This is a genomic window from Pseudomonas sp. GW821-FHT09E04 (assembly GCF_059416185.1).
In genome coordinates, this window is sequence record NZ_JBWKOR010000002.1 from 791,219 (window position 1) to 815,210 (window position 23,992).

The window sequence follows — 23,992 nt, forward strand, 5'->3', positions numbered from 1 at the left end:
GATGCCGTTGTCGTCCGCCCATCCCGTCGAATCGCTGTATCAGGCCCACCACAGCTGGCTCACTGGCTGGCTGCGGCGCAAACTCGGCTGCCCGGACAGCGCCGCCGATCTGGCCCAGGACACGTTCATTCGGGTGCTGACCGCACGAGAACCGCCGGTCATCATCGAGCCTCGGGCGTTCCTCACCACGCTGGCCAAGCGTGTGTTGTTCAACCATTACCGCCGCCAGGACCTGGAACGCGCCTACCTCGACACCCTCGCGCAGATGCCAGAAATGGTGACGCCTTCGGAAGAAGAGAAAGCGATCATCCTGCAAACCCTGATGGAGCTGGATCAGTTGCTCGATGGCCTGCCGCGCGCCGTCAAACGCGCATTTCTGCTGGCGCAGGTCGATGGCCTGACCTATCCGCAGATCGCCGCCGAACTGGGTATCTCCGTGGCCACGGTCAAACGTCATCTGAACAAGGCAGCGATGCGCTGCTACTTTGCTCTGTGAATCCGCCGATGGATTTTTCCGCGCAGGTTGCCGAGCAGGCGGTGCACTGGCTGCTGGAAATGCAGCAGGGCCCGCTGAATCCGCGCCAGCAACAAGCCTGGCAACAGTGGATCGACGCTCACAGCGAACATCGCCGCGCCTGGGAACACATTCAGCGGGTCAATTCGCGGTTGCGGGGTTTGTCATCGCCACTGGCCCATGCCGCGTTAAACGCGCCAAAGTCCGGCAGTCGGCGTCAGGCTCTCAAATTGTTGCTGCTTCTCGGCGCCGGTTCGGCAGTCACCTGGGGGATGCGCGAGCACAATCCGTTGCCGTCGCTGCTGGCCGATTACCGCAGCCCGGTCGGTCAGCGGCGCAAGATATCGCTCGGCGCGGGTGGCCAGTTGCAGCTCAACACAGCGAGTGCGGCGGATGTCCGGGGAGATGGACTGATCCGTCTGCTCGAAGGCGAAATGCTGCTGACCGCCACTCAATCCTTCGAAGTGCAAACCGCGCAAGGCGTGCTGAAAACTCAAGGTGCGCGGATCAACGTGCGGCAGTTTGCCGACCGCACGCAGGTTGCGCTGTTTGAAGGTCGGGTCGAATTGAACGCACAAGGTCGCGCGCCGATGCTGCTGCCGGTCGCCCGGCAATTGAGTTTCAGCGCCACCTCCATCAGCGAAGCAAAACCGCTGGACGCCAACAGCGGCGCCTGGGCCGACGGCATGCTCGTGGCCGCCCACATGCGCCTGGGCGACTTCCTCGACGAACTCGGTCGCTACCGTCGCGGGCAGCTCAATTGCGATGCAAAAGTCGCCGACTTGCTGATCTCCGGGACTTATCCACTGGACGACAGCGAGCGGATTCTCGATCTGCTGGAAATCAGCCTGCCGGTAAAAGTGAGGCGCTTTACCCGTTACTGGGTGACGGTCGAAGCCAAGGTTTGATCAACCGTAAAAATAAATGAGCCGTTTTTCAGATCTGGCGTGACAGAGAAGGAAAGCCCCCCTTGATTCAACCTTCTCAGGACCGTCCTCCATGCACCCCACCCGCCTCACGCCGTTGGCCCGAACCCTGCGCAATCTCGTCCTCGGCGCCAGCCTGAGCTTCAGCGCCATGCCCCATGCGCTGGCTGCCGACACCAAGGCTTACCACATCGCTCCGTCGTCGCTGGAAAACGCCCTCAACCAGTTCGGCCGTGAAGCCGGGGTGCTGATTTCCTTTGGCTCGCAGGTCACCAGCGGTGTGCAAAGCCGTGGGCTGGAAGGCAGCTACACAGCGGAACAAGGTCTGAACGCGCTGCTCGAAGGCACCGGCCTGCAAGCCCGCGCCGAGGGCGGCAATGCCTTCAGCCTGCAACCGTCGAATGACAGCGCATTGGAGTTGGATACTTCGAAAGTGGTCGGCGACTGGCTCGGTGAAGCCGCACAGGTCAACGTCTTCGAACATCCCGGCGCCCGTGACGTGATCCGCCGCGAAGAGTTCGAACGCCAGGGCGCGACCCAGGCCCGCGATGTGCTCAATCGCATTCCCGGGGTCAACGCCCCGGAAAACAACGGCACCGGCAGCCACGACATGGCGCTGAACTTCGGCATTCGCGGCCTCAACCCGCGCCTGGCCGCACGTTCGACGGTGTTGATGGACGGCATCCCGGTGCCATTCGCGCCTTACGGCCAACCACAGTTGTCGTTCGCACCGATCAGCATGGGCAACATGGACGCGGTGGACGTCGTGCGAGGCGGCGGCGCCGTACGTTACGGCCCGCAGAACGTCGGCGGCGTGGTCAACTTCGTGACCCGGGCGATTCCTGACGAGCCGACCGTCAAGGGCGGTTTCCAGACCGAAACCAGTCCTTCGTCGAGCCATGACGGCTTCAAGACCAGCGCCAACCTGCTGGCCGGCGGCACCAATGCCAACGGCCTGGGCGGCGCGCTGCTGTACTCCGGCACTCGCGGCGGCGACTGGCGCGAACACAGCGACACCGAAATCGACGACCTGATCCTCAAGGGCAAATACCAGCTCGACGAATCCAACAGCTTCAACGCCATGGCCCAGTATTACGAAGGCAAGGCTGACATGCCCGGCGGCCTGAACGTCGCCGACTACGATGCCGATCCGTATCAGTCGACCCGACCGAAAGACCAGTTCTGGGGCCGTCGCACGATGTTCAATTTCGGCTACCGCTATCAGGAAGATCGTCGCGAATTCACCGCCAACACCTTCTTCACCAAGACCCTGCGCAGCGGTTATCTGGATCAGGGCACATTCCTGTCGCTGTCGCCGCGCGAATACTGGGTTCGCGGTCTGGAAACCCGTTTCGCTCAAGGTTTCGACCTCGGCTCGACCAGCCATGAAGTTGGCGTCGGCTATCGCTACATCAATGAGGCCGGCCACGAGTTGCGCTATCGCACCCCGATCGCCAGCAACGAATACCCGACCACCAACAGCCGCAACGACCGCGACACCCGTGGCGGTACCGAAGCCAATGCGTTCTTCGTCGATGACCGCATCGACATCGGCAAGTGGACGATCACCCCGGGCGTGCGCTACGAGATGATCGAGTCGCAGCAGACCAACAACCTGACCAACGTCAAATACAAGGGTGACTACAACACCGCGCTGCCGGCGTTGAACGTGCTGTACCACCTGACCGACACCTGGAACCTGTACGCCAACACCGAAGGCTCCTTCGGCAGCGTGCAATACAGCCAGATGCCCAACCGCGTGAGCAGCGGTGAAGTGAAACCGGAGAAGGCTCGCACCTGGGAACTCGGCACCCGTTACGACAACGGCGCCCTGCGAGCGGAAATCGGCGCATTCCTGATCAACTTCGACAACCAGTACGAAAGCAATCAGACCAACGATTCGGTGATCGCCCGTGGCGAAACCCGCCATCAGGGCATCGAGACCAGCGTCAATTACGCGCTGGATGACTTGAGCCCGGTACTGGCTGGTTTCGACGTGTACGCCACTTACGCCTATGTCGACGCGACCATCCGCGAAGACGGTCCGAACAAGGGTAATCGTGTGCCGTTCTCCTCGAAACACAAAGGCACGATCGGCGTCGGTTACACCGAAGGGCCGTGGAAGCTGAACCTGGACAGCAGCTTCCAGAGCGACCAGTTCGCCGACAACGCCAACACCTCGAAAGAAAGCGCCGATGGCAGCACCGGCAAGATCCCGGGCTACATGCTGTTCAGCAGCCGCGCCGGTTATGACTTCGGCCCGCAGTTGTCGGACCTGAACGTGGCGGTGGGGGTGAAGAACATCTTCAACACCCAGTACTTCACCCGTTCGTTCGATGACAACAACAAGGGCAAATACGTGGGTGAGCCGCGCACCGTGTATGTGCAGACTTCCGTTGCCTTCTGAGATCTACATGCATCCAGCCCTCTCCCGAAGGGAGAGGGGGTTCATATCTGATCCACTCACAAAACCCACCAGAAACGAAACGGGCCTGCAATTGCAGGCCCGTTCTCATTGGGTGACTTATAAAATCAGCGTATCAACTGTTGATCGCTGCCTGTTCGTTTTCCAGAAATTCTTCCTCCAGCAGCGCGTCATTCGCCTTGCTGGTAAATGGCACCACTGCGGCTCGCGGTTTGCCCCGCAGTTTGCCAAACAGGTGCTCCAGCGCGTGCTCCAGTTTTTCGGCTGCACCATCGATCGCCTGTTCCAGCGAATCGGCTTTGTGGGTGACGGAAATCGGTTGATGGCCTTTTGGCCGCGCTTCCAGTTGGCAGCGCAAATCATGGGGACCCGGTTTGTCACCGTTCTCGTCGCTCAGATGGACTTCGACACGGGTCAGGTCTTCCTCATAACGGTCGAGCGTGCTCTCAATTGTGGTTCGTACCCACTCCTCCAGTCGTTTGCTGCTTTGAATATGGTTGTCGCTGTTGACTTGGATTTGCATAGTTCATCCCTTATTTCAGCTAGCTCGCAAGAGGCCTTGAACAGGATTTCGTGACCTCTTGATTACAACAATCGGCCCGTGTGACGAACATTTCAACCCCTGAAAAAAGATAAATATTCATACGCAAAAAAAGCCGGACAACCGAGTGAAGCGCTGGTAAGGTCGGGAGTTGGGTCGCCTCACTCCCCTGCAAAATTTGCTCACAATTGGCCATCACCCAACGGGTGCAGGCTACGAAAAATCCCCGCCTCTTCCACCAGCCAGTCATGCACCGCCCGCACGCCCGGATGGCTCAGCGCCCCTGGTGCGTAGAGCAAGACATAGCGCTTGTGATTGGGCACCGAAATCCCGAACGGCACGATCAACGTCCCCCGCTCCAGTTCGTCGTTGAGCAGCGTGCGCCGGGCAATCGCCACACCCATGCCGGCAATCGCCGCTTCGATGGTCAAGTGATTGCGATTGAACGTGTGCCCGCGCCGTACGTCGGCGCCATCGAATCCGATGGCATTGAGATAAAACTCCCACTCCGCGTATTCATAACTGCCGCGCCAGGCCGTGATGTCGTGCAGCAGCGGGAAGTGCACCAGATCCGCCGGCCCGTGCAGCGGCGGCCGTCCGCGCAACAGGCTCGGCGCGCACACTGGGAAAATCTGCTCGTCGAGCAAGGCTGTGGATAACAATCCCGGATAACTGCCGTCGTTCAAGTCGATGGCCAGGTCGAAATCCCCTTCATGCAACGGCACGCTGCTGTCCTCGGCCACCAGCCGCAACTGGATATCCGGGTAACGCTGTTGCAGGCGCGGCAGGCGCGGGGTCAGCCATTTGCTGAGGAACGATGGAATCGAACGCACCCGCAGAATCCCGCTGATCATCCCCGCATCCAGACGACGCAGCTCAGCATCGATGCTGCCATAAGCCTCGTTGACCGTGATCGCCAGTCGCTGTCCCTCAGCACTCAGCTCCACGCCCCGTGCGCGACGGTGAAACAGGCGAAAACCCAGACGCTCTTCCAGCTGTCGGATTTGCTGACTCACCGCCCCCGGTGTGATGTGCAACTCCTCGGCACAACGGGTGAATGACAGGTGCCGCGCGGCACAGGAAAACACCTGCAGCCAGACGTAAGTCTGGGCATGCAATTGACGACTCATGGTTTAGTCCTGCTAAAGGCTTACTTAGGAAGTTTCGTTAGTCACGTTGAAGCGAGGTAGGCAGTATCGCCGACATTGCGCTTGTCCTACAAAAAATGGCAGCGATTCCTACTCCATTGCTTGTAAGGGTTTAGCATGGCTATCAGTGTTTTCGATCTATTCAAAGTCGGCATCGGTCCGTCCAGTTCCCACACCGTCGGCCCGATGCGCGCCGCCGCGACCTTCGCCCAAGCCCTGATCGACCAGCATTTGCTGAACGATGTGCAGCGGGTGGAAATCCGTTTGTACGGCTCGCTTTCGGCCACTGGCGTCGGTCACGCCACTGACCGTGCAACGGTCATGGGCCTGATGGGCGAATGGCCGGACAGCATCGATCCGTCGACCATCGAACCGCGCATCCAGCAACTGCGCGAGACCGGCCAACTGTCCCTCGCAGGTACACGCTCGATTGCCTTCAACTGGCAAGACGATCTCCTGCTGCTGGACGAGAGCCTGCCCTACCACCCCAACGCCATGTCGCTGACAGCCTTCGGTGCATCCGGGCAACTGTTCGAGCAGACGTACTACTCAGTGGGTGGCGGTTTCATCATCGAAGCGGCCGAAGCCGAATCCGGTGTAGCGCCGACCGGCGACGTGGTGTTGCCGTACGACTTTTCCAGCGCTGCGGAACTGCTGTCGCTGTGCAACAAACACAACCTGCGTGTTTCCGAACTGATGATGGCCAACGAACGGGCCTGGCGCAGCGATGCCGAAATCCGTCAGGGCCTGCTGCATATCTGGTCGGTGATGCGCGAATGCGTCGAGCAAGGTCTGCGTCACGAAGGCGTGCTGCCTGGTGGTCTGAATGTTCCGCGTCGTGCGGCGAAATTGCACCGCAGCCTGCTGGAAATCGGCAAACCGAACGTCATCAGTTCGACCCTGTCGGCGATGGAGTGGGTCAACCTGTTCGCCCTCGCCGTCAACGAAGAAAACGCCGCCGGCGGGCGCATGGTCACCGCGCCGACCAACGGTGCCGCCGGGATCATTCCGGCCGTCCTGCACTACTACATGAAATTCAATCCGGATGCGTCCGACGATGACGTGGTCGCGTTCTTTCTGGGCGCGGCAGCGGTCGGCATCCTGTGCAAGAAAAATGCCTCGATCTCCGGTGCCGAAGTCGGCTGCCAGGGTGAAGTCGGCTCTGCCTGCGCCATGGCCGCTGCTGGTCTCGCCGACGTGCTCGGCGCTACCCCGGAGCAACTGGAAAACGCCGCCGAAATCGGCCTGGAGCACAACCTCGGCCTGACCTGCGACCCGGTCGGCGGACTCGTGCAGGTGCCGTGCATCGAGCGCAACGCCATCGCTGCGGTGAAGGCGATCAACGCCACACAAATGGCCCTGCGCGGTGACGGCAAACACTTCATTTCCCTCGACCGGGTGATCCGCACCATGCGCGATACCGGCGCCGACATGCATGACAAATACAAAGAGACTTCACGAGGCGGCCTGGCCGTGAGCTGGGTGGAGTGCTGAGGAGCGCTCCCTGACCGCCTGTAACACGTGAGCCCGAGCAAGAATAATAACGAGGCAAAAACGATGACCGATGTACGCACACCTGCTGCCGAAAACCCCGCTGTAGACCGCACACGCAATAGCGAAATCGCCCACAAGGGCTGGAGCAAATTCGACACCACCTGGATGCTTGGCCTGTACGGCACGGCCATCGGTGCCGGCACTTTGTTCCTGCCGATCAACGCCGGTGTCGGCGGTTTCTGGCCGTTGCTGATCCTGGCGGTGCTGGCGTTCCCGATGACCTTCTTCGCGCACCGGGGCCTGACCCGCTTCGTGCTGTCGGGCCGCTCCGGTGACATCACCGAAGTGGTGGAAGAACACTTCGGCGTCGGTGCCGGCAAACTGATCACGCTGCTGTATTTCTTCGCGATCTTCCCGATCCTGCTGGTGTACAGCGTGGCGCTGACCAACACCCTGAGCAGCTTCCTCGAACACCAGTTGCACATCGCCCCGCCGCCGCGCGCGGTGCTGTCGCTGGCGTTGATCCTCGGTTTGATGGCCATCGTGCGTTGCGGTCAGAGCGTGATCGTCAAAGCCATGAGCGTGCTGGTGTATCCGTTCGTCGCCGCGTTGCTGCTGCTCGGCATCAGCCTGATTCCGAACTGGAACGGCGCGTTCTTCGCCAGCGCCCAGGAAGCGATGCCGATGTCGGTGTTCTTCAAGACCCTGTGGCTGGCGATCCCGGTGATGGTGTTCTCGTTCAACCATTCGCCGATCATTTCCGCGTTCGCCGTCGAGCAAAAACAACGCTACGGCGACCAGGCCGAACGCAAGAGCAGCGGCATCCTCGCGATGGCCCACGGCATGATGGTGGTGACCGTGATGTTCTTCTGCTTCAGCTGCGTGCTGGCACTGTCGCCGGCTGATCTGGCAGCGGCCAAGGCGCAGAACATTTCGATCCTGTCGTACCTGGCCAACCACTTCCAGACGCCGGTCATCGCTTACGCCGCGCCGCTGATTGCGCTGGTGGCGATCACCAAATCCTTCCTCGGCCACTACATCGGCGCCAGCGAAGGCTTCCAGGGCATGATCGTCAAAAGCCTGCGCGGCCGTGGCCGGGTGATGTCGGCGAGCTGGCTGAACCGTGCGACTGCGTTGTTCATGATCCTCAGCTGCTGGGCCGTGGCGACCTTCAACCCGAGCATCCTCGGCATGATCGAAACCCTCGGAGGGCCGGTGATTGCCTGCCTGTTGTTCCTGATGCCGATGTACGCGATCCGCCGCGTGCCAGCCTTGCGCCAGTATTCGGGCCAGGTGTCGAACGTGTTCGTGGTGCTGATCGGCCTGATTGCACTGTCAGCGATCATCTACTCGGTTCTGCCCTGAAACGGGCCGCAAACGAAGAAGGCGAGCCATGAGCTCGCCTTCTTTTTGGCCGGTTTCATTGTTCGACAAAATTCCCGGCATGTCCCTTGCTACATCCCTGGAGGAGACAGGACCACGGAATGGCCGACGGTCAGGTTTGGCGAACCAACCCGATCAAGGCCGGTCAACAACTGCACGTTCAATCAGGCGGTGACGCATCATGGACAATCCTTTTCAGATCATTACCGATGCCTTCGCGCCGGACTATCAGATCAACCTGAGCATTCAGGGCCTCGACGGCAGCATCATGCTGACCCTTTCCAACAGCGGCCGGATCGTCGCCAAACGGATGATCAGCGCCGAACAGCGCAATGACCCAAAACGCCTGAAACGACTGGTGCAAAGCATCCAGTTCGGCATCGCCATCGAACAGGGCCACAGCGCCATGGCGATCCTGGAAGCCATGACCCGCGGCGACGGGCTCACCCCGCCACCGCGCCAGATCAAGGGCCAGCATCGGCCATCGATCGGTCTTTAGAGCTCGCCCTTCTCGATCTCGGGGTGCTCACCGGAGCCCGCACCGAGCTTGCGTTGCGGCTTCTCGATTTTCACCGAAGGGAATTGCGACGAGGCGTAACGCACCACCAGGATCGAGAACGCCAGCAGCAGAATCCCGCCGCACAGGTAAATGATGCCCATGTCCGGCGGGTTGTGGTGCGAGACGTTGGAAATCAGCAGGCGTGTCAGTGCGGTGATCGCCACATAGATCAGGAAGCGCACCGGCATGTGGTTGGTCTTGAAGTAAATCCCGACCATCGCCCCCAGTTCCAGATAGATGAACAGCAACAGAATGTCATCGATCTTGATGTGCCCTTCCTCGAGCATCCCGAGAAATTCCATCACTGCCGCCCAGGCGGTCACCGCGCCAATGGCGAACAGCGCCAGGTAGTGGAAGGTCTCGACGAACAGGTTGCCCAGAGACTCGGCCAGTTGGTGCACGTTTTGCCGCAGTTTCTCGGCCCAGTTGATTTTCACGATGAAGGTTCCTTAGCCCGGTTCGAGCGGATGTTGCACGCTTGGATGTGACGGTTATTGCGCACGCACACGGATGCATGCAGAAAAGAGGCCACGCCATCATGGCGAGGCGCCGCGAAACCCGCGCCGTGGCGTTTGGTCGCACCTGCGCGGCGCCATCGGCCTGACAAAATCCGAATCCGGTCTACATTAAAAAGCCACTACCCAAAGCGCAGGGATTCGCTTATCCTTTTCGCTGTATATAGATACAGTAGTCGCAAAGACAACTTAATGTGAAGGCATGTGAGGTGGTGAATGGCCGTCGAAGTGGTATACCGCAGCAGCCGAGATCTGGAGCGCTTGTTCATGGATAAAGCCGAAGCTGACCGTCATGACAAAATGCTCGAACTGGCCGAGTTGCTGGCCGAAGTGCTGGAAAAAGCCGTTCCATCGTTGAGCGAGCAGCAAGTGGAAGAAGTCGGGATCTTCATGGCGAAGAACCGCGATGTGTTCGCCCGAGCGTTCAAGAGCCAGCCTGATGCCCTGTCGGAGCTGATCAACGCACCGGCCGAACCGGTTGTGGCGACTGAGACGGCAGACGCGGCTGAGCCGGCAGAAGCCCCAGCCAAACCCGCCAAAGCGGCGAAGGCTGCAAAGTAATCGACACTTGAATTGAAGCCTCTGAATTGAATAGCCCCTGAGTTGAACGACTCAGGGGCTTTTTCATGTCCGGAAAAACCTCAGCGGTACAACACCTTCTCCGCCAACTCGTCCGCCACCCGCGCGGGTGAACGCTTTTCTGCCTGGGCGTGAGCAAACACTTCCGTCAGCCGCGAACTGATCTTCGACAGGTGCGCGGTGATGGTCGTCAACTCTTCGCCACGGTGCTTGAGGGAAACGTAGATCAAGCCACCGGCATTGATCACGTAATCCGGCGCATACAGGATGCCGCGCCGTTCCAGTTGATCGGCCACATCCAGATGCGTCAGTTGATTGTTGGCCGACCCTGCCACCGCCGAACAGCGCAACTGGGTGACGGTGTGGCTGTTGAGCACACCGCCCAGGCCGCACGGCGCAAGAATGTCACACGGCGTGCTGAGCAATGCGTCGTTGGCGATCGGGTGGGCGTTGAGCTGCTCCATCGCCAGTTGCACCTTGCCGTGGTCGATGTCGCTGACCAGCAGTTCGGCGCCAGCGGCGTGCAGTTGTTCGGCCAGGGCGTAACCGACATTGCCCAGCCCCTGAATCGCCACGCGCAAGCCTTCGAGGTTGTCGCTGCCCAGCCGCGCCATGGCCGTGGCGCGTATTCCGGTGAACACACCCATCGCGGCATGTGGCGCAGGGTCGCCGGCCGAGGTGGTGCTGGTGACGTGCTGGGTCTGCTGGGCGATGCAATCCATGTCCGCCACCGAGGTGCCGCTGTCGATGGCAGTGATGTAGCGGCCGTCGAGCTGATTGATGCAACGGCCGAAGGCTTCGAACAACGCAGCGCGGTTTTCCACATGGGCCGGGCGCACGATCACGGCCACACCACCACCCTGGGCCAGACCGGCCAGCGCGGCTTTGTAGCTCATGCCCTGGGCCAGGCGTATGGCGTCCTCGACAGCGGATTCGTCGTTCGGGTAGGCAAGATAACGACACCCGCCCAGGGCGGGCCCGAGGCGACTGTTATGGATGGCAATGACCGCCTTCAATCCGGAGACCGGATCAACGCTAAGGTGCAGCGATTCCAGGCGAGTGCTTTGCATGAGAGCGAACATCGGCAGGCCCCCGAATCACTTCTGGTAGACGCCAGTATAGGCTTGCGCCCAAAAATTGCTGAAGCGCACGGGAATAAGGCCCGACAGCGACCAATGCGTTGCGGCATAACCCGGTGGCAGAGCGGCGCGGCACTGGACGAATGACAGAGACGGGGCTAAAACGAGGCATTCCCCGGAGATTTTGATGAGTCCGCGCCAACGTTTTTTCGACTGTCTGCACAGTTCACCGCCCGCGCTGTTCGAGGCGGCGTTGTGGATGGCTGCCGAGCATGACAAACACGTCGACCCCGAAGCGCTATTGCAGGATTTCAAGGAACTGCAACAGCGCGTCAGTTCCGGTTTGCCACTGTTGCCGGTCAGCGAACTGGCGCAGCCGCTCCTGCGGCGGATGACCGATCTGGGTTTTGCACAGGATGATTTTGCGCCGTTGCGTCCCCAAGCCGCGATGGTCAACAAGGTGTTGCAGACCCGGCGCGGCCAACCGTTGGCCCTGGCGCTGATCGCGCTGGAACTGGCCCGTGGACTGGAGATCCCGCTGGTCGGTGTGAACTTCCCCGGGCATTTCCTGTTGAAGGTGCCCGGGGCTGATCACTTGCTCGATCCGTGCGGTGGGCGGCGCCTGTACCCGAACGATTGCCGCGAACTGCTGCATCGCCAATACGGCCACCAGATGCAACTCAACGCCGACCACCTGCTGGCCGCCACACCGCTACAGATGCTTCAACGCCTGTCGCGCAACCTGCGCCAGTTGCACCTGACCCACGATGACTTCATCGCCGCGCTGATCGATGCCGAACGCGTACTCGAAATGGGCGATGCCAGCGCCGCCGACTACCTGGCCCGGGCCAGCCTGTACCAGCGTCTCGACTGCCCGAACGCCGAGCGCTTCGATCTTGAGCACGCGCTGCTGCTCAGTGACGACCCGATTCAGCGGCTTCGCCTGACTGAACGACTGGGGCATCTGCCGCCCAATTCGGTGGTGCACTGACTGACGCCCCTGAAGGCGAACGCACCTGAATGATCAACAACGCCGCAATCACTGCCGGAATCGCGCAGAAGAAGAAAATCTGCTCCACCGGAATGTGCATCGCCAGCAACAGGCTGCCGAACAGCGGCCCGAGAATCGAGCCGAAACGCCCCACTCCCAACGCCCAACCGGTGCCGGTGGCGCGCACGTGCGCCGGATAGAAATTGCTGGCAAACGCATTGAGCGTCAGTTGCCCGCCGATGATGCAGAAGCCCGCCGCAAACACACAGGCCACCAGATAGCGCGGGTTGTCGTGATTCAGGCCCAGCAGGATCGTGCACACCGCCGCGCCGGCCAGCACACCGGACAGCAACCGCACCTTGCGCTTCAGACGATCAGCGAACCACGCCATGCAGATGGCGCCCAAGGTGCCGGCGAACAGGAACATCGACGTCACCAGATTCGCTTCATTGAGTTTCAGGCCACTTTCCAGCAGCAGCGACGGCAGCCAGCTGATCATGAAATACAGCAGGATCAGGCTGACGAAAAACGTCGCCCAGATCAGCAAGGTCGGGCGTGCGTAACCATTGCGGAACAGTTCCACCACCGTCAGTTTGCTGCCCTGCTCGCGTTCGTTCTGCTCGACCGACGCAGCGGGCGGTTGCCAGTCCGGCAGCATCCGCGCGGTAACCTTGCGCAGCCGCGCATACGGTGGCGCATCGCGCAGCAGGCGCGGCAGTGACTCGGGCAGCATCCACCAGAGGAACGGAAACAGCAGCAACGGCGTAACGCCGCCGGCGAGGAACACCGCTTGCCAGCCGAACCGGTCGATGAACCCGGCCGCGACAAAACCACCCGCCGCCCCGCCGAAGGAAAAACCGCAGGCCGCCAGCGTCACCATCAACGTACGCAGCCGTGGCGGGGAGTATTCCGACATCAACGCCATGGCGCTGGGCATTGCGCCGCCCATGCCGATGCCGCAGATGAAGCGCGCGATCATCAAGGTATTCAGGGAATCGGCGAACACCATCAGCACGGTGAGGCTGGCGTAGATCAGTACACAGGCGAGCAGAATCCGCCGTACGCCGAAACGGTCGGCCAGCGGCGTCACGGCGAGCGAGCCTAGAGTCAGGCCCAACAGGTTGGCGCTGAACACCGGGCCAAACGCCGATTTCTCCAGGCCCCAGTCCTGCGCCAGCGCCGGCACCACATAGCCGAGCACCTGGGCGTCATAGCCGTCGGTGACCAGCAACAAGGCGAGAAGAATCAGGAGCAACCACTGAAATCGGGACACAGGACGGGCGTCGAGTGCCGCCCGGAAGCTGGCAATCTGGTTATGCATCGCAAGGTACCTGTTTTGTTTTTATGTTTTTTGCGGGTAACCGGAATGGCTCCCGTGCGCTGCACGGGAGCCATCAAATGCTACTTCGGCGTGTCCGGCTGATTCGCCGGATGCGCCGCAATGAACGCAGGATGTTCAGCGGCCAACGCGGCCACCCGACGGATCCGTGGATACGCCTCAAGCGAAACGTTGAAACGCTCGGCCGCGTACAATTGCGGGATGAGGTACACGTCTGCCACGCACGGCCACTCGCCGAAACAGAAGCCGCTGTCGCCGATCAACTGCTCCACCGTCGCCAGCCCCTGACCGATCCAGTGAGCGATCCACTCGTTGACCTGCGGCTCGTCATGACCCAGACCGCGCAGGCGATTGAGCACGCTGACGTTGTGCAGCGGATGCACGTCGCAGCCGATCACCGCCGCCACGCCGCGCACTTGTGCACGGGCAACGAGGTCCTCGGGCAGCAGCGGCACCTGTGGATAACGTTCCTCCAGGTACTCGATGATGGCCGGCGACTGAATCAGCAACTTGCCGTCATCGGTACGCAGCGCCGGCACCCGGCCCTGGGGATTGATCGCCAGGTACGCCGGTTGCCGATGTTCACCGCCGGGCGGCGCGATCAAATTGACTGGCAACGCCTGATAGTCGAGGCCCTTGAGTGCCAGCGCGATCCGTACCCGGTAGGACGAAGTGGAACGGTAATAGGTATAGAGATCCATGAGCCGCTCCTGTCAGCGCGCCGCCAGCACAGTGCCACGGCATTCGCCGAAACCGATCGAGGCAAAACCTTCGCGGGCGCAACGAGCGCGCAGGATGATTTCGTCGCCATCTTCAAGGAATTTGCGCACCTCACCGGAAGCCAGCTCGATTGGCTTTTTGCCACCCTCGGTGATTTCCAGCAGGCTGCCGAACTGGCTGTTTTCAGGCCCGGACAAAGTGCCCGAACCGAACAGGTCACCGGCCTGCAACTGGCAGCCGTTGACGCTGTGGTGCGCGACCATTTGCGCGACGGTCCAGTACATGTAGCGGGTGTTGCTCAGAGTCAGGCGATGGGCCGGCAGGTTCTGCTCGCGCATTTTCTCGGTGAGCAGCAGCACTTCCAGCTCGATATCGAAACCACCGCCATCCTGATCGCGCTTGTCGAACAGGTACGGCAATGGCTGCGGATCACCTGCCGGGCGCGCCGGTTGCGCGATGCGGAATGGCGCCAGCGCTTCGGCGGTCACCACCCATGGCGAGACGCTGGTGATGAAGCTTTTGGAGAGGAACGGGCCGAGCGGCTGGTATTCCCAGGCCTGGATGTCACGGGCCGACCAGTCGTTGAGCAGGCAGAAACCGGCAATGTGTTCAGCGGCATCGCCGATGGCGATCGACTCGCCCATCTCGTTGCCCTGACCGATCCAGATCCCCAGCTCCAGCTCATAGTCCAGCCGCGCACACGGGCCGAAGGTCGGCTCGGTCGCACCGGCCGGCAGGGTCTGGCCTTTCGGGCGACGCACGTCGGTGCCGGAAGCACGCACGGTGGACGCACGACCGTGGTAGCCGATCGGCACGTGTTTGTAGTTCGGCAGCAACGGGTTGTCCGGACGGAACAGCTTGCCGACGTTCTGCGCATGCTCGATGCCGACGTAGAAGTCGGTGTAGTCACTGATGCGCGCCGGCAAATGCATCTGGCAATCGGCGGCCAGCGGCAGCAGTTTTGCGCCCTGGGCTTCAATATTGCCGCGATGGGTGCTGCCTTCGCTGAACAGTTCCAGCAGACGTTCGCGCAGGGCAACGCGAGCGTCGCGGCCGAGTTCGAAGAATGCGTTCAACTGGCCGCCGTGTATGGCTTCGACTGCACTGCGCGCGACGCCGTCGAACAACCCGGCCTCCAGCGCCACTTGCAGATCGAAGATGTGTTCGCCAATCGCAGCGCCCGCGCGCGGCGCCGAGCCGTTGAGGCTGAACACGCCCAGCGGCAGGTTCTGCAACGGGAAATCGGTGTGGCCGTTGGCCGAAGCGACCCAACTGCGGGTGATGGAATTCTGAGTCATGGGTTATCTCCGGGTCGGGTCGAACGTGGCGGGCAGCGTGGCCCAGCAGGCGTCGTAAGTGGATTGCAGTTGCGGACAGTCGAGGGCAAAGCGGCTTGGGCGCAGCACCTGGCTGGTCTCGAACATGAAAGCCATGGTGTTGTCGATCTTGGCCGGTTTCAGGTCCGCGTTGATGGCTTTGGTGCAGGTCTCGCCGTCCGGGCCGTGGGCGCTCATGCAGCTGTGCAGCGACGCGCCGCCAGGCACGAAACCTTCGGCCTTGGCGTCGTATTCGCCCTGGATCAGGCCCATGAACTCGTTCATCAGGTTGCGGTGGAACCACGGTGGACGGAAGGTGTTCTCGGCCACCATCCAGCGTGGCGGGAAGATCACGAAGTCGAGGTTGGCCAGACCGTGGACACTGGTCGGCGACGTGAGCACGGTGAAGATCGACGGGTCCGGGTGATCGAAACTGACGGTGCCGATGGTGTTGAAACGGCGCAGGTCATATTTGTACGGCACGTTGTTGCCGTGCCAGGCGACCACGTTCAGCGGCGAGTGATTGAGTTCGGTGCCCCACAACTGGCCGAGGAATTTCTGCACCAGGGTGGTCGGTTGTTGCAGGTTTTCGTAGGCGGCGACCGGTGTCAGGAAGTCCCGTGGATTGGCCAGGCCGTTGCTGCCGATCGGCCCCAGATCCGGCAGGCGCAGCGGCGCGCCATGGTTCTCGGCGACGTAACCGCGCGCCTGCGGGTCGAGCAGTTCGACGCGGAATTTCAGGCCCCGTGGCAACACGGCGATTTCCAGCGGCGCCACTTCCAGCACACCCAGCTCGGTTGCGATGCGCAGACGCCCCAGTTGCGGCACCAGCAGCAGCTCGCCGTCGGCGTTGAAGAACACACGTTCCATCGAACGGTTGGCGCAGTAGTGATAAATGCTGATGCCGGCCGGTTTCTCGGCAGCGGAATTGGCCGCCATGCTCACCAGACCGTCGATGAAATCGGTCGGTTCGGCCGGGATCTCCAGCGGGTTCCAGCGCAGGCGATTGGGGGTCACTTCACCCAACGGGCCGCCCGCCAGTTGCCGCTCCAGTTTGACGAATGCCGGGTGATTGGCCGACGGCTGGATCCGGTACATCCAGGTACGCCGCGCTTCGCTGCGGGTCATGGTGAACGCAGTGCCGGAGAACAGTTCGGTGTAGAGACCGTACGGGGCTTTCTGCGGGGAGTTCTGGCCGACGGGCAGTGCGCCGGGCAACGCTTCGGAGCTGAATTCGTTGCCGAAACCGGACTGGTAAGCCAGGGCTGAATCGAGGTTCATGGAGCCTCCTGAACAGGGAGTCGGCATGGCCGGACGCTCTGGATCAGAGGTCTTGGCACGCCGGGGTTATTTTTATCGTAATTCAATTACGCATAACGTAATTTGCTCGCTATCCAGCGTCAAGCTATAAAGACGCCCATTCGTTCCGGGACACGGCAGCACCATGGAAAAAACCAGCGACAGCAACGGCAAACAGAAAGTCCGCTCCGCCGAAGTCGGCACCGACATCCTCAAGGCCCTGGCCGAGTTGTCGCCCTCCACTTCGCTGTCGCGCCTGGCCGAACATGTGCAGATGCCGGCGAGCAAGGTTCACCGTTATCTGCAGGCCTTGATCGCCAGCGGTTTCGCCGAACAGAACACCGCCACCAATCATTACGGTCTCGGCCGTGAAGCGCTGCGCGTGGGCCTGGCCGCACTCAACAGTATGGACGTGCTGAAAGTCGCCGCCCTGCCGCTGGCCGAACTGCGCGACGAACTCAACGAAACCTGTTTCCTCGCGGTGTGGGGCAATCAGGGCGCAACCGTTGTGCACATCGAACCGGCGGTGCGCGCGGTGACGGTCGTGACGCAACTGGGCTCGGTGTTGCCGCTGCTCAGTTCATCCACCGGTCTGGTGTTCAGCACCTACCTGCCGCACCGGGAAACCGACGAGTTGCGCGAACAGGAAATCGCCAGTGGCGGCCATCCGCTGGCGGACGAAAAAGCCTATGCGGCGTTGTGCGAACAGATCCGTGAACGCGGTCTGCATCATGTGCACGGTTTGCTGATGCCCGGCGTCGATGCCCTGTCGGCACCGGTGTTCAACGCCCTCGGGCAGATCGCGGCAGTGTTGACCATCGTCGGCCCGACCTCGCTGTTCCACGCCGACGAAAACGGCCCGGCGGCGCAGCGGTTGCTGGCGGCGACACGGGCCGTGAGTTGGCGGATGGGCCATGAGCCTCAAGCCTGAACGCTTGAGGCTCGTTCGCCTTATCAGTGCACTGTGGTCTGACTACTGCGGCTCTGATTATCCTTCATCAATTGCTCGATGATTTCGACCAGACGCTTTTCTCCCAGCGTCTGCCCCGTGGCCTGGGACATCCAGCCCACCACAGTTCTGGCATCCTTGCCCAGGTCAAACAAGGTCTTTTGAGCAGGCGTAACCTTGACCGGCTTGCCGGCTGCGGCTGCTTTTCCGAGACTCACCAGTCCGATCAGCGCGGATTTTCCATGATCAAGGGCGGCAGAGTAATTACCCCGCTCATACGCTCTCGCACCGTCGTAAAGGCTCTTGAACACCTCCACGGCGGTGACGGCTATGCCGATCGGAGGAATCACCAGACTGATGATGTTGGCGGCAAAAATCACGTTGTCATAAACCAGACCGGCTATCACCTCATTCAGACTTGTGGTCCGTGCGTCGATGTCGCTGAGAATGCGATAGATCCTGTCGTCATGAAGCATAGAGAAGCCCAGCATCCGCACAGCGCCTTCCGGTTGAGGGGGGGCGACGGTGTTGACCGTGGCAACCAGATTGTCGAAGTAATCATTCACAACCTTGCGATCATCAATCTTCACTCGCGCCATGTAGTAATCGCGGAACGGCCCGTAGCGGAAACGAATGGAACCGACAAACTCGTCGACCGAGCGGAAAGCCACATCGTCAGGCGCGTTGGGCGTGTAAAGATAGTCAAGAAATTTCCCATAAATGGACATCCGGAAAATATAGACTCCTTCGACAATTCGACGGCTCTGCAGGCGGAACTTGTAGATCCCCTCGTTTGTATTCGATGGAAAAGGAGAAGCGTCATTGCCTGCGGTCTCACTCAGGTTGTCGACCAGGCGTTGAATCCCTTTGAAAACGTCCGTAGAAAGCTGCCCGGAGAAATACTGATGACAGGCGTCGTAGTGCATCTCACAGCGGACTTTCGTGGCATGCACCGCCCGCTTGAACTCATAGCCCGGGTGATTGCGATCCAGGTAATCGCTTTGTAAAAACCGGGTGTAGTGGTCCCCGGGACGCAAGGTTTTCGACCAACTGGAAAGATCCCTGATATCCAGTTTTTCAATCGACGGATGCCCACCCGTCACGTAGAACTTCGGATTCTCATCAATCGACCGGCCAGGCGTCGCCGGGACTTCAAAGTGGCGGCCCTCAATCAGGACAGTGGTCAGATCCAGATGGAAATCGTCGGTCTGAATCATGATTTTGTCGGGATCGACCTGAACCCTCTGACCACGTGACAACAACACTTCTTCAATTCGCTGCTTGATCAGATCACGGGAAAACTGCTCGAAAGTCGGATAGCCGTTCTCCCGGGAATCCACCATCGACAATGCTTTCAGTTCAGTACTGAGGCGGGCGTATCTTTGCCGCGCCAGTGATCCGGCAGAGAAGTAGGCAGCCGGCGCCAACACTCGGACACGAGCGGCCTCACCCGCGTAAGCCACTTCACTATGACTGAACAACGGCTCACCGGCATTCAACGCCATGAGTCCCGGCACCAAATCCAATTCATACATGTAGTGTAACGGCGTAGTTCCTCCCCCCCTCAATACACCGACAGCAGCCAGATCGTCAGGCGGGATCAACGATTCGGCATAAGCACGATTATCGGAAAGCATGGACTCCATCCAACGATTGAACTGGTAGATGTCGGCGAACTTCACATAGTCGAATTGGCCGTGGGGCATCTTCATCAGTGCATAACGAGTTGTTGCTGTGCGCGGCATGAACAGCAGCACGTTTTGCAATACCACTGGCCGGTATTTCAGTTTCACTCCCCGTATTTCCACGGAGGGATCACCTTTCAAGGTGCGTTGGATCAACGCAACGTCTGTGGCATTGAAACGTGCAGAGTGTTGGGCAACGAACAGCGCGAACTCCGCCTGACTACGCAGATAGTTGAAATAAGCCTCACGAAACTCCTGCGGAGTACTGGAAGGCAGGGACCTGCTGAACTCCACACGCAGATCCCGATTGGCCAACCAACCTTCCAGTTTGGCAACGGTCAACCCGCTGTCCGCCGGAGCGCCTTCGATACGCAGGGTCGCGCGGTTGCCAGCATCATGCAGGCCGATAACCATGAACTCGGTTAACGTGCGAATATCTTCCTGCTGGATCGTACGTCCGCCGACTTCTATCCGGTACAGGCTATGGACCTTGATTGCATCCGGGTCAGGCCGCATTCCCAAAGCGCTGTCACACCAGCGACCGAAGTGCTCTACGGCATAGTCGTGTAGCGAAAACAGCCGATCGGATACTTGGGCATATTCGAACTCATATCCCTCTTTCGAAGTTTCAAGGGATTCGTAGGTATCGCGTATCGCCTCACCGGCCGACTTTAACCAGTCTGGCCACTCCAGGCGTTTGACCAGTATGCGCAACGCCCTGATCCGCTGGTACAGGTCAGAGTGCATCGGAAAAACCTGATGAATATTCTCCAGCTCGCGGACAAATCCCTCTTTGCGTGGCTCACCGGATCTGATGCGCGCAGCAAATTGTGCCTCCTGATCCCTGAGTCGGCTGCCCACACAGTGCGAGAACACGCTGACCGACAATGCCGGATACCTGATTGCATCAGGAGCAACTGCCAGCCGGCTGCACATTGCTGCATGCAGGTCGGCACTGCTGGAGAAGTATTCGAAACCGTTGTCCGGCGTGTAAAGGAACCAGCCGTAAGCGTCGCCGGACAACTTGATTTCGGAAGTTGTGATGCTCGAATAGGGCATGACAAAACCGGATACCAGATCCCGCTCAATGCCAGACGCCTGACGGAGACTGATTTTGTAGGCCCCGGATAACTTCGCCTTCAGCAACTCGTTAGCGCGCAGAGCCTGGAAGCTTTTAAGCGAACCCGCCACTTCCGTCAGGGCCAACTCGGCCTGCAATGCTTCGGAAAAGGCAACTTCCAACAATGCCTTTTGAGTTGTCGATTCCCCGGATTCGCTGCGGGCCGGACTGTTCCAGTACTGACGGAGTGCACTCGCCTGATCAGTTGCCACCTGCTGCAACGCCTGAATCAAAACATCCTCGACATCTGAAATCTTGACATTTCCGACTCTCAAGCGCGCATCTGTTGTATCCGGGCGCGAATAGACAAAATCAAGACCAAGTACATAAGACGTATAAGCACCGCGCCCCAGACAATCAAAAAAAACATCAAGTATCGAACCGGACGGCCTGTTCAAAATCTCATACGGATCATCACCGGAATTAATATATAGACGTTCTACATCAATAGACTTTCCCAGTCGTTCGAATCGTTCCGAGAGTCTTTTCCGCAAGATATCCCTCAAGGACGGAGAACGTTCCAGCACCGCTCTCAATTCATCCCCCGCACGCTGTACGTTCTCCAGCGCTACCTGACCATCCGCATTTTTCAGAACGGCGTCGGCCGTTGAACTTTTGAACATCACACCCATTGGATACATCCTGTAAATTCGTCTATGTGGAAATAGCCTCATGCCACTTCCTTACAGGACCAACGATTACTCATCTGATTTAAAATCTAAAGACGCTGCTTATTTCAACATATCTATACAGCAACACCCAGCCTTAATTACTCAACATAAATTTAGCAACTTCGCCCTGGCCACTGCTTGAGTCCGGCGTTCAACGCCTAATTTCCCATGTATGCGTCGCACATGAGTTTTAACTGTATGCAATGAAATGAACAACTTCTCGGAAATTTGCTGATTGGAATCACCGAAGGCAATCAACTCCAGGACTTTAAGTTCTCGCTGACTGAGGGGATTGAGCGGCGTACTTTGTTCTTCCACAGGTACCGCTGTTTCAACAGCGCGCCAGTGCAAGGGAATCTCCGCGCACCGGGCGTAGAGCTCGGCCAACATTTGCTGCAGGTTGCAACGCTTGATGATCTGGCAGCCCTGTTCGAAGAACTTTCTGGCTTGGGCCGGCTCGCCGAGAACCAGCGCCACTTCGGTCAGTGTCAACAGCAACTCGGCCTCCAGCCTGGTCAGCCCGAGAGCCTGAGCCGACGCCAGCAAGGCACCCAACCGGATCAGAGGCGTTTGCATCTGATCCAATCGGGTCTCGGCCAGAACCAGCAAACATTCGATGCGTGGAATCAGCTCAAGCGTCGCCGGCGGTGCCTGCCGTGCATGTGGGCCACGATAATGTCTGAGCACCCGGCTCAATGCCTCGTGAGCCAGTTCGGGGCGTCCTTGTTGCAACCAGAATTCGCTGCTGACCTGCAACAGCACACCGCGATAGACCGTGTCCGGAATCTGTCGCTGTTGCATCAACCGTTCGGCGTCCCGCAGTCGCATGAAGGCTTGAGCGTAATCGCCCTGATTGGCGGCCAGTTGCGCCTGACCGAGAAATCCGTAAAGCACTCGCTTGTCAAAGCTGCACAGGCAGTCGTCGAGCCCTTGCTGGAAAAATTCGGCCGCCGGGCCTGGTTGCCCCATGCTCAATGCCAGCCGCCCCCGGCGCAGGGCGATCCGCCCCAGCAGCGGCGTCGGTCGCTCGACGGACGAACCAAGCATTTCGCAAAGGCCGGACAGCAGTTCTTCGGCTCTGGCCGATGCCCCTCGTTGCTCCAGCAGCTGGGCATGATCAAGCTCCAGCAACGCTTCGAACAACAGAGAACCCTCAGCCCGGGCCAGGCACAGTGCTTCACGATTGATCGAATGAGCCAACTCCAGATCACCGCACAGCAACGCCTGCTGAGTGCGGCCCGATAGACAAAGCAGGCGTGCCGTCCAGGCCTGCGGCGACAGATCGTTCAAGGCTTGCTCGAAGTGATCGCGTGCTTCCTCCATCCGTCCTTGCAGATGCGACAGCCAGCCTTGCTGAGCCTGCCAGCGGGCGATCAATTGCCGTTGCTGGTCAGCCGACGGTGGCGGCAAAAAGCGCGAAAGTTGCCCGATGCAATCTGCAGCCTGCGCAAATCGCCCGGCGAACAGCAACGCCGCCGTGATCAAACCGACCAATTGCGCAGAGCTCAGCAGCAGTTCTTCACCGCGTTGCTCATAAAGACGCAGCAACAGCACAACCGTCTGCTCCTCGAACAGATGCTCGAAAGTGAAGTGCTGCAACAGGCTCACCGCAACCTCGTACTCTTCGGCCAGCAACGCCTGCTCGAACGCACATTTCCAATGCTGTCCGGCAGCAAACCACTGACAGGCCCGGCGATGCCAGGAACGTCCGGCAGGCCAGGGTTCGTCGCGCATCAAACGCGACAGCGGGGCACACACCTGCAACCAGTCCGGCGCCCCTTGCCAGGGCTCGATAAAACACCCGAGGGTTTGCAGACTGCGCATCCATTGCGCCCCGTCGCCAGCACCGAACAGATGGTCGCAAAGGCCGGCATTGAACCGCGGCAAATGCGCCAGCACCCGCCAGGCCTCGGCCAGTTCCGGGCTCAAACCACTGAACAGTTCGTGTTGCAGGTAGTCCAGCAAGGTGTCCATGCGTTGCTGCGGCAAGGTCTTTTGCGACCAGTCGCATTTTTGCATCAACAGCATCCGCACCCCGGCACACCAGCCGCCGCTGCGCTGGAAGATGCGTCCGGCCACACTATCGGCCTGGGCGGGAGGCAAATGACGCAACACTTGTGCAATCTCGTCCCGGGTCAGCGCCAACGCCGTGCCTTCACATTCGTACAAGGCATCGTCGAGCAGCAGGCGCGGCCAGTTGCAGGTTGGGCGCCGTCGCGTGCCGATCCACCACGTCACGGCCGGACTGCTGATCGCCAGCATCCGGTCGAGCAACGCATCCAGCGCCGGCTCCGGGTATCGGCAGTAATCGTCGATCAGCACCCAGGTCACCGTAGACCGTCGCGCCAGTTCATACAGCAGTGACGCTTCGTCCGAGGTTGTCAGCCCCATTGCTTGCGCGAGTCGTTCGCAAAATTCGCCAGCGCTCAAGGATGCACCGGCCAGCGGCAACCAACAGACGGTGCAATTGACGGGCGCTTGCAGCAGGCATTCGGTGAGCAGCGCGGTTTTGCCGCTGCCGGCCGGCGCGCAAATCAGTTTGACCCGTGCCGTCGACTCAAGCAGTGCATCGCAAAGTCGCGGACGTGGCAGGTGATGGGAAGAAAGTCTCGGAAAAAAATCTGCTCGATCCAGACGGGGTGTCATGGCGGTCATCGGGTGCGCCTTTTTATCGTTGTGCGTTCACCCTAGCCCTCTCCCCGATGCTTGTTGACGAGTATTCAGTACGCTGATTGCTGC

At 60.0% G+C, this 23,992-nt stretch carries 18 protein-coding genes and 1 pseudogene; 9 read left to right on the forward strand and 10 right to left on the reverse strand.

The annotated features are described in order from the left end of the window. The first annotated feature begins 7 nt into the window (after positions 1–7). The 3 genes from AC07N4_RS10080 (at position 8) to fecA (ending at position 3,847) form a co-directional block, all read left to right on the forward strand. Complete coding sequence (locus tag AC07N4_RS10080; RefSeq protein WP_493065534.1) at positions 8–496, forward strand: sigma-70 family RNA polymerase sigma factor; 489 nt, start codon at positions 8–10, stop codon at positions 494–496. Beyond that, a complete protein-coding gene (locus AC07N4_RS10085) occupies positions 493–1,422 on the forward strand; it encodes a DUF4880 domain-containing protein (RefSeq protein WP_493065299.1) in 930 nt (309 codons plus the stop codon). Before AC07N4_RS10080 ends, AC07N4_RS10085 begins: the two co-directional genes overlap by 4 nt. A 91-nt stretch (positions 1,423–1,513) precedes the next feature. Next, positions 1,514–3,847: a TonB-dependent Fe(3+) dicitrate receptor FecA gene (gene fecA, locus AC07N4_RS10090; protein WP_493065298.1), complete on the forward strand. Its 2,334-nt coding sequence runs from the start codon at positions 1,514–1,516 to the stop codon at positions 3,845–3,847. A gap of 133 nt (positions 3,848–3,980) precedes the next feature. On the opposite strand, the gene AC07N4_RS10095 is transcribed toward fecA, so the two are convergent. Next, complete coding sequence (locus tag AC07N4_RS10095; protein WP_096819094.1) at positions 3,981–4,388, reverse strand: HPF/RaiA family ribosome-associated protein; 408 nt, start codon at positions 4,386–4,388, stop codon at positions 3,981–3,983. 200 nt (positions 4,389–4,588) lie between these two features. Then, positions 4,589–5,536: a LysR substrate-binding domain-containing protein gene (locus AC07N4_RS10100; RefSeq protein WP_102619474.1), complete on the reverse strand. Its 948-nt coding sequence runs from the start codon at positions 5,534–5,536 to the stop codon at positions 4,589–4,591. 135 nt (positions 5,537–5,671) lie between these two features. Here AC07N4_RS10100 and AC07N4_RS10105 point away from each other — a divergent pair, with 135 nt between their 5' ends. The 3 genes from AC07N4_RS10105 (at position 5,672) to AC07N4_RS10115 (ending at position 8,930) form a co-directional block, all read left to right on the forward strand. Next, the gene (locus AC07N4_RS10105; RefSeq protein ID WP_493065297.1) at positions 5,672–7,048 is read left to right on the forward strand and encodes an L-serine ammonia-lyase; all 1,377 of its coding nucleotides are present in this window, start codon (positions 5,672–5,674) and stop codon (positions 7,046–7,048) included. 63 nt (positions 7,049–7,111) lie between these two features. Further along, entirely contained in the window at positions 7,112–8,413 is a 1,302-nt protein-coding gene (locus AC07N4_RS10110) for an HAAAP family serine/threonine permease (RefSeq protein ID WP_493065296.1), read from the forward strand. A gap of 199 nt (positions 8,414–8,612) precedes the next feature. After that, the gene (locus tag AC07N4_RS10115; RefSeq protein ID WP_085729667.1) at positions 8,613–8,930 is read left to right on the forward strand and encodes a DUF3509 domain-containing protein; all 318 of its coding nucleotides are present in this window, start codon (positions 8,613–8,615) and stop codon (positions 8,928–8,930) included. On the opposite strand, the gene AC07N4_RS10120 is transcribed toward AC07N4_RS10115, so the two are convergent. Next, a complete protein-coding gene (locus AC07N4_RS10120) occupies positions 8,927–9,427 on the reverse strand; it encodes a phosphate-starvation-inducible protein PsiE (protein WP_003221775.1) in 501 nt (166 codons plus the stop codon). The genes AC07N4_RS10115 and AC07N4_RS10120 overlap by 4 nt on opposite strands. A 294-nt stretch (positions 9,428–9,721) precedes the next feature. On the opposite strand from AC07N4_RS10120, the pseudogene AC07N4_RS10125 reads away from it, so the two are divergent. Further along, positions 9,722–9,976 (forward strand): annotated as a pseudogene (locus tag AC07N4_RS10125) (YebG family protein); the annotation flags it as partial. 170 nt (positions 9,977–10,146) lie between these two features. On the opposite strand, the gene AC07N4_RS10130 reads toward AC07N4_RS10125, so the two are convergent. Continuing rightward, on the reverse strand, positions 10,147–11,166 hold the full coding sequence (locus tag AC07N4_RS10130; protein ID WP_096819082.1) for a Glu/Leu/Phe/Val dehydrogenase family protein: 1,020 nt from the start codon (positions 11,164–11,166) through the stop codon (positions 10,147–10,149). A gap of 184 nt (positions 11,167–11,350) precedes the next feature. Here AC07N4_RS10130 and AC07N4_RS10135 point away from each other — a divergent pair, with 184 nt between their 5' ends. Then, the gene (locus AC07N4_RS10135; RefSeq protein WP_493065295.1) at positions 11,351–12,154 is read left to right on the forward strand and encodes a SirB1 family protein; all 804 of its coding nucleotides are present in this window, start codon (positions 11,351–11,353) and stop codon (positions 12,152–12,154) included. Here AC07N4_RS10135 and AC07N4_RS10140 read toward each other — a convergent pair. The 4 genes from AC07N4_RS10140 to hmgA form a co-directional block, all read right to left on the reverse strand. After that, on the reverse strand, positions 12,078–13,475 hold the full coding sequence (locus AC07N4_RS10140; protein ID WP_493065294.1) for an MFS transporter: 1,398 nt from the start codon (positions 13,473–13,475) through the stop codon (positions 12,078–12,080). The two genes, AC07N4_RS10135 and AC07N4_RS10140, sit on opposite strands and share 77 nt — an antisense overlap. Positions 13,476–13,555: 80 nt before the next feature. Continuing rightward, entirely contained in the window at positions 13,556–14,194 is a 639-nt protein-coding gene (gene maiA / locus AC07N4_RS10145) for a maleylacetoacetate isomerase (RefSeq protein ID WP_102619468.1), read from the reverse strand. Between the two features lie 12 nt (positions 14,195–14,206). Then, positions 14,207–15,511: a fumarylacetoacetase gene (gene fahA, locus AC07N4_RS10150; RefSeq protein ID WP_493065293.1), complete on the reverse strand. Its 1,305-nt coding sequence runs from the start codon at positions 15,509–15,511 to the stop codon at positions 14,207–14,209. A gap of 3 nt (positions 15,512–15,514) precedes the next feature. Beyond that, the gene (gene hmgA, locus AC07N4_RS10155; protein WP_064593461.1) at positions 15,515–16,810 is read right to left on the reverse strand and encodes a homogentisate 1,2-dioxygenase; all 1,296 of its coding nucleotides are present in this window, start codon (positions 16,808–16,810) and stop codon (positions 15,515–15,517) included. Positions 16,811–16,973: 163 nt separating this feature from the next. Between hmgA and AC07N4_RS10160 the strand changes: the two genes are divergently transcribed. Further along, complete coding sequence (locus AC07N4_RS10160; protein ID WP_192563567.1) at positions 16,974–17,759, forward strand: IclR family transcriptional regulator; 786 nt, start codon at positions 16,974–16,976, stop codon at positions 17,757–17,759. Between the two features lie 23 nt (positions 17,760–17,782). Here AC07N4_RS10160 and AC07N4_RS10165 read toward each other — a convergent pair whose 3' ends face one another. Continuing rightward, positions 17,783–21,214, reverse strand: a complete 3,432-nt coding sequence (locus AC07N4_RS10165; RefSeq protein WP_493065292.1) for a dermonecrotic toxin domain-containing protein — start codon at positions 21,212–21,214, stop codon at positions 17,783–17,785. A gap of 141 nt (positions 21,215–21,355) precedes the next feature. Continuing rightward, complete coding sequence (locus tag AC07N4_RS10170) at positions 21,356–23,908, reverse strand: helix-turn-helix transcriptional regulator (protein ID WP_493065291.1); 2,553 nt, start codon at positions 23,906–23,908, stop codon at positions 21,356–21,358. Between the last annotated feature and the right edge of the window lie 84 nt (positions 23,909–23,992).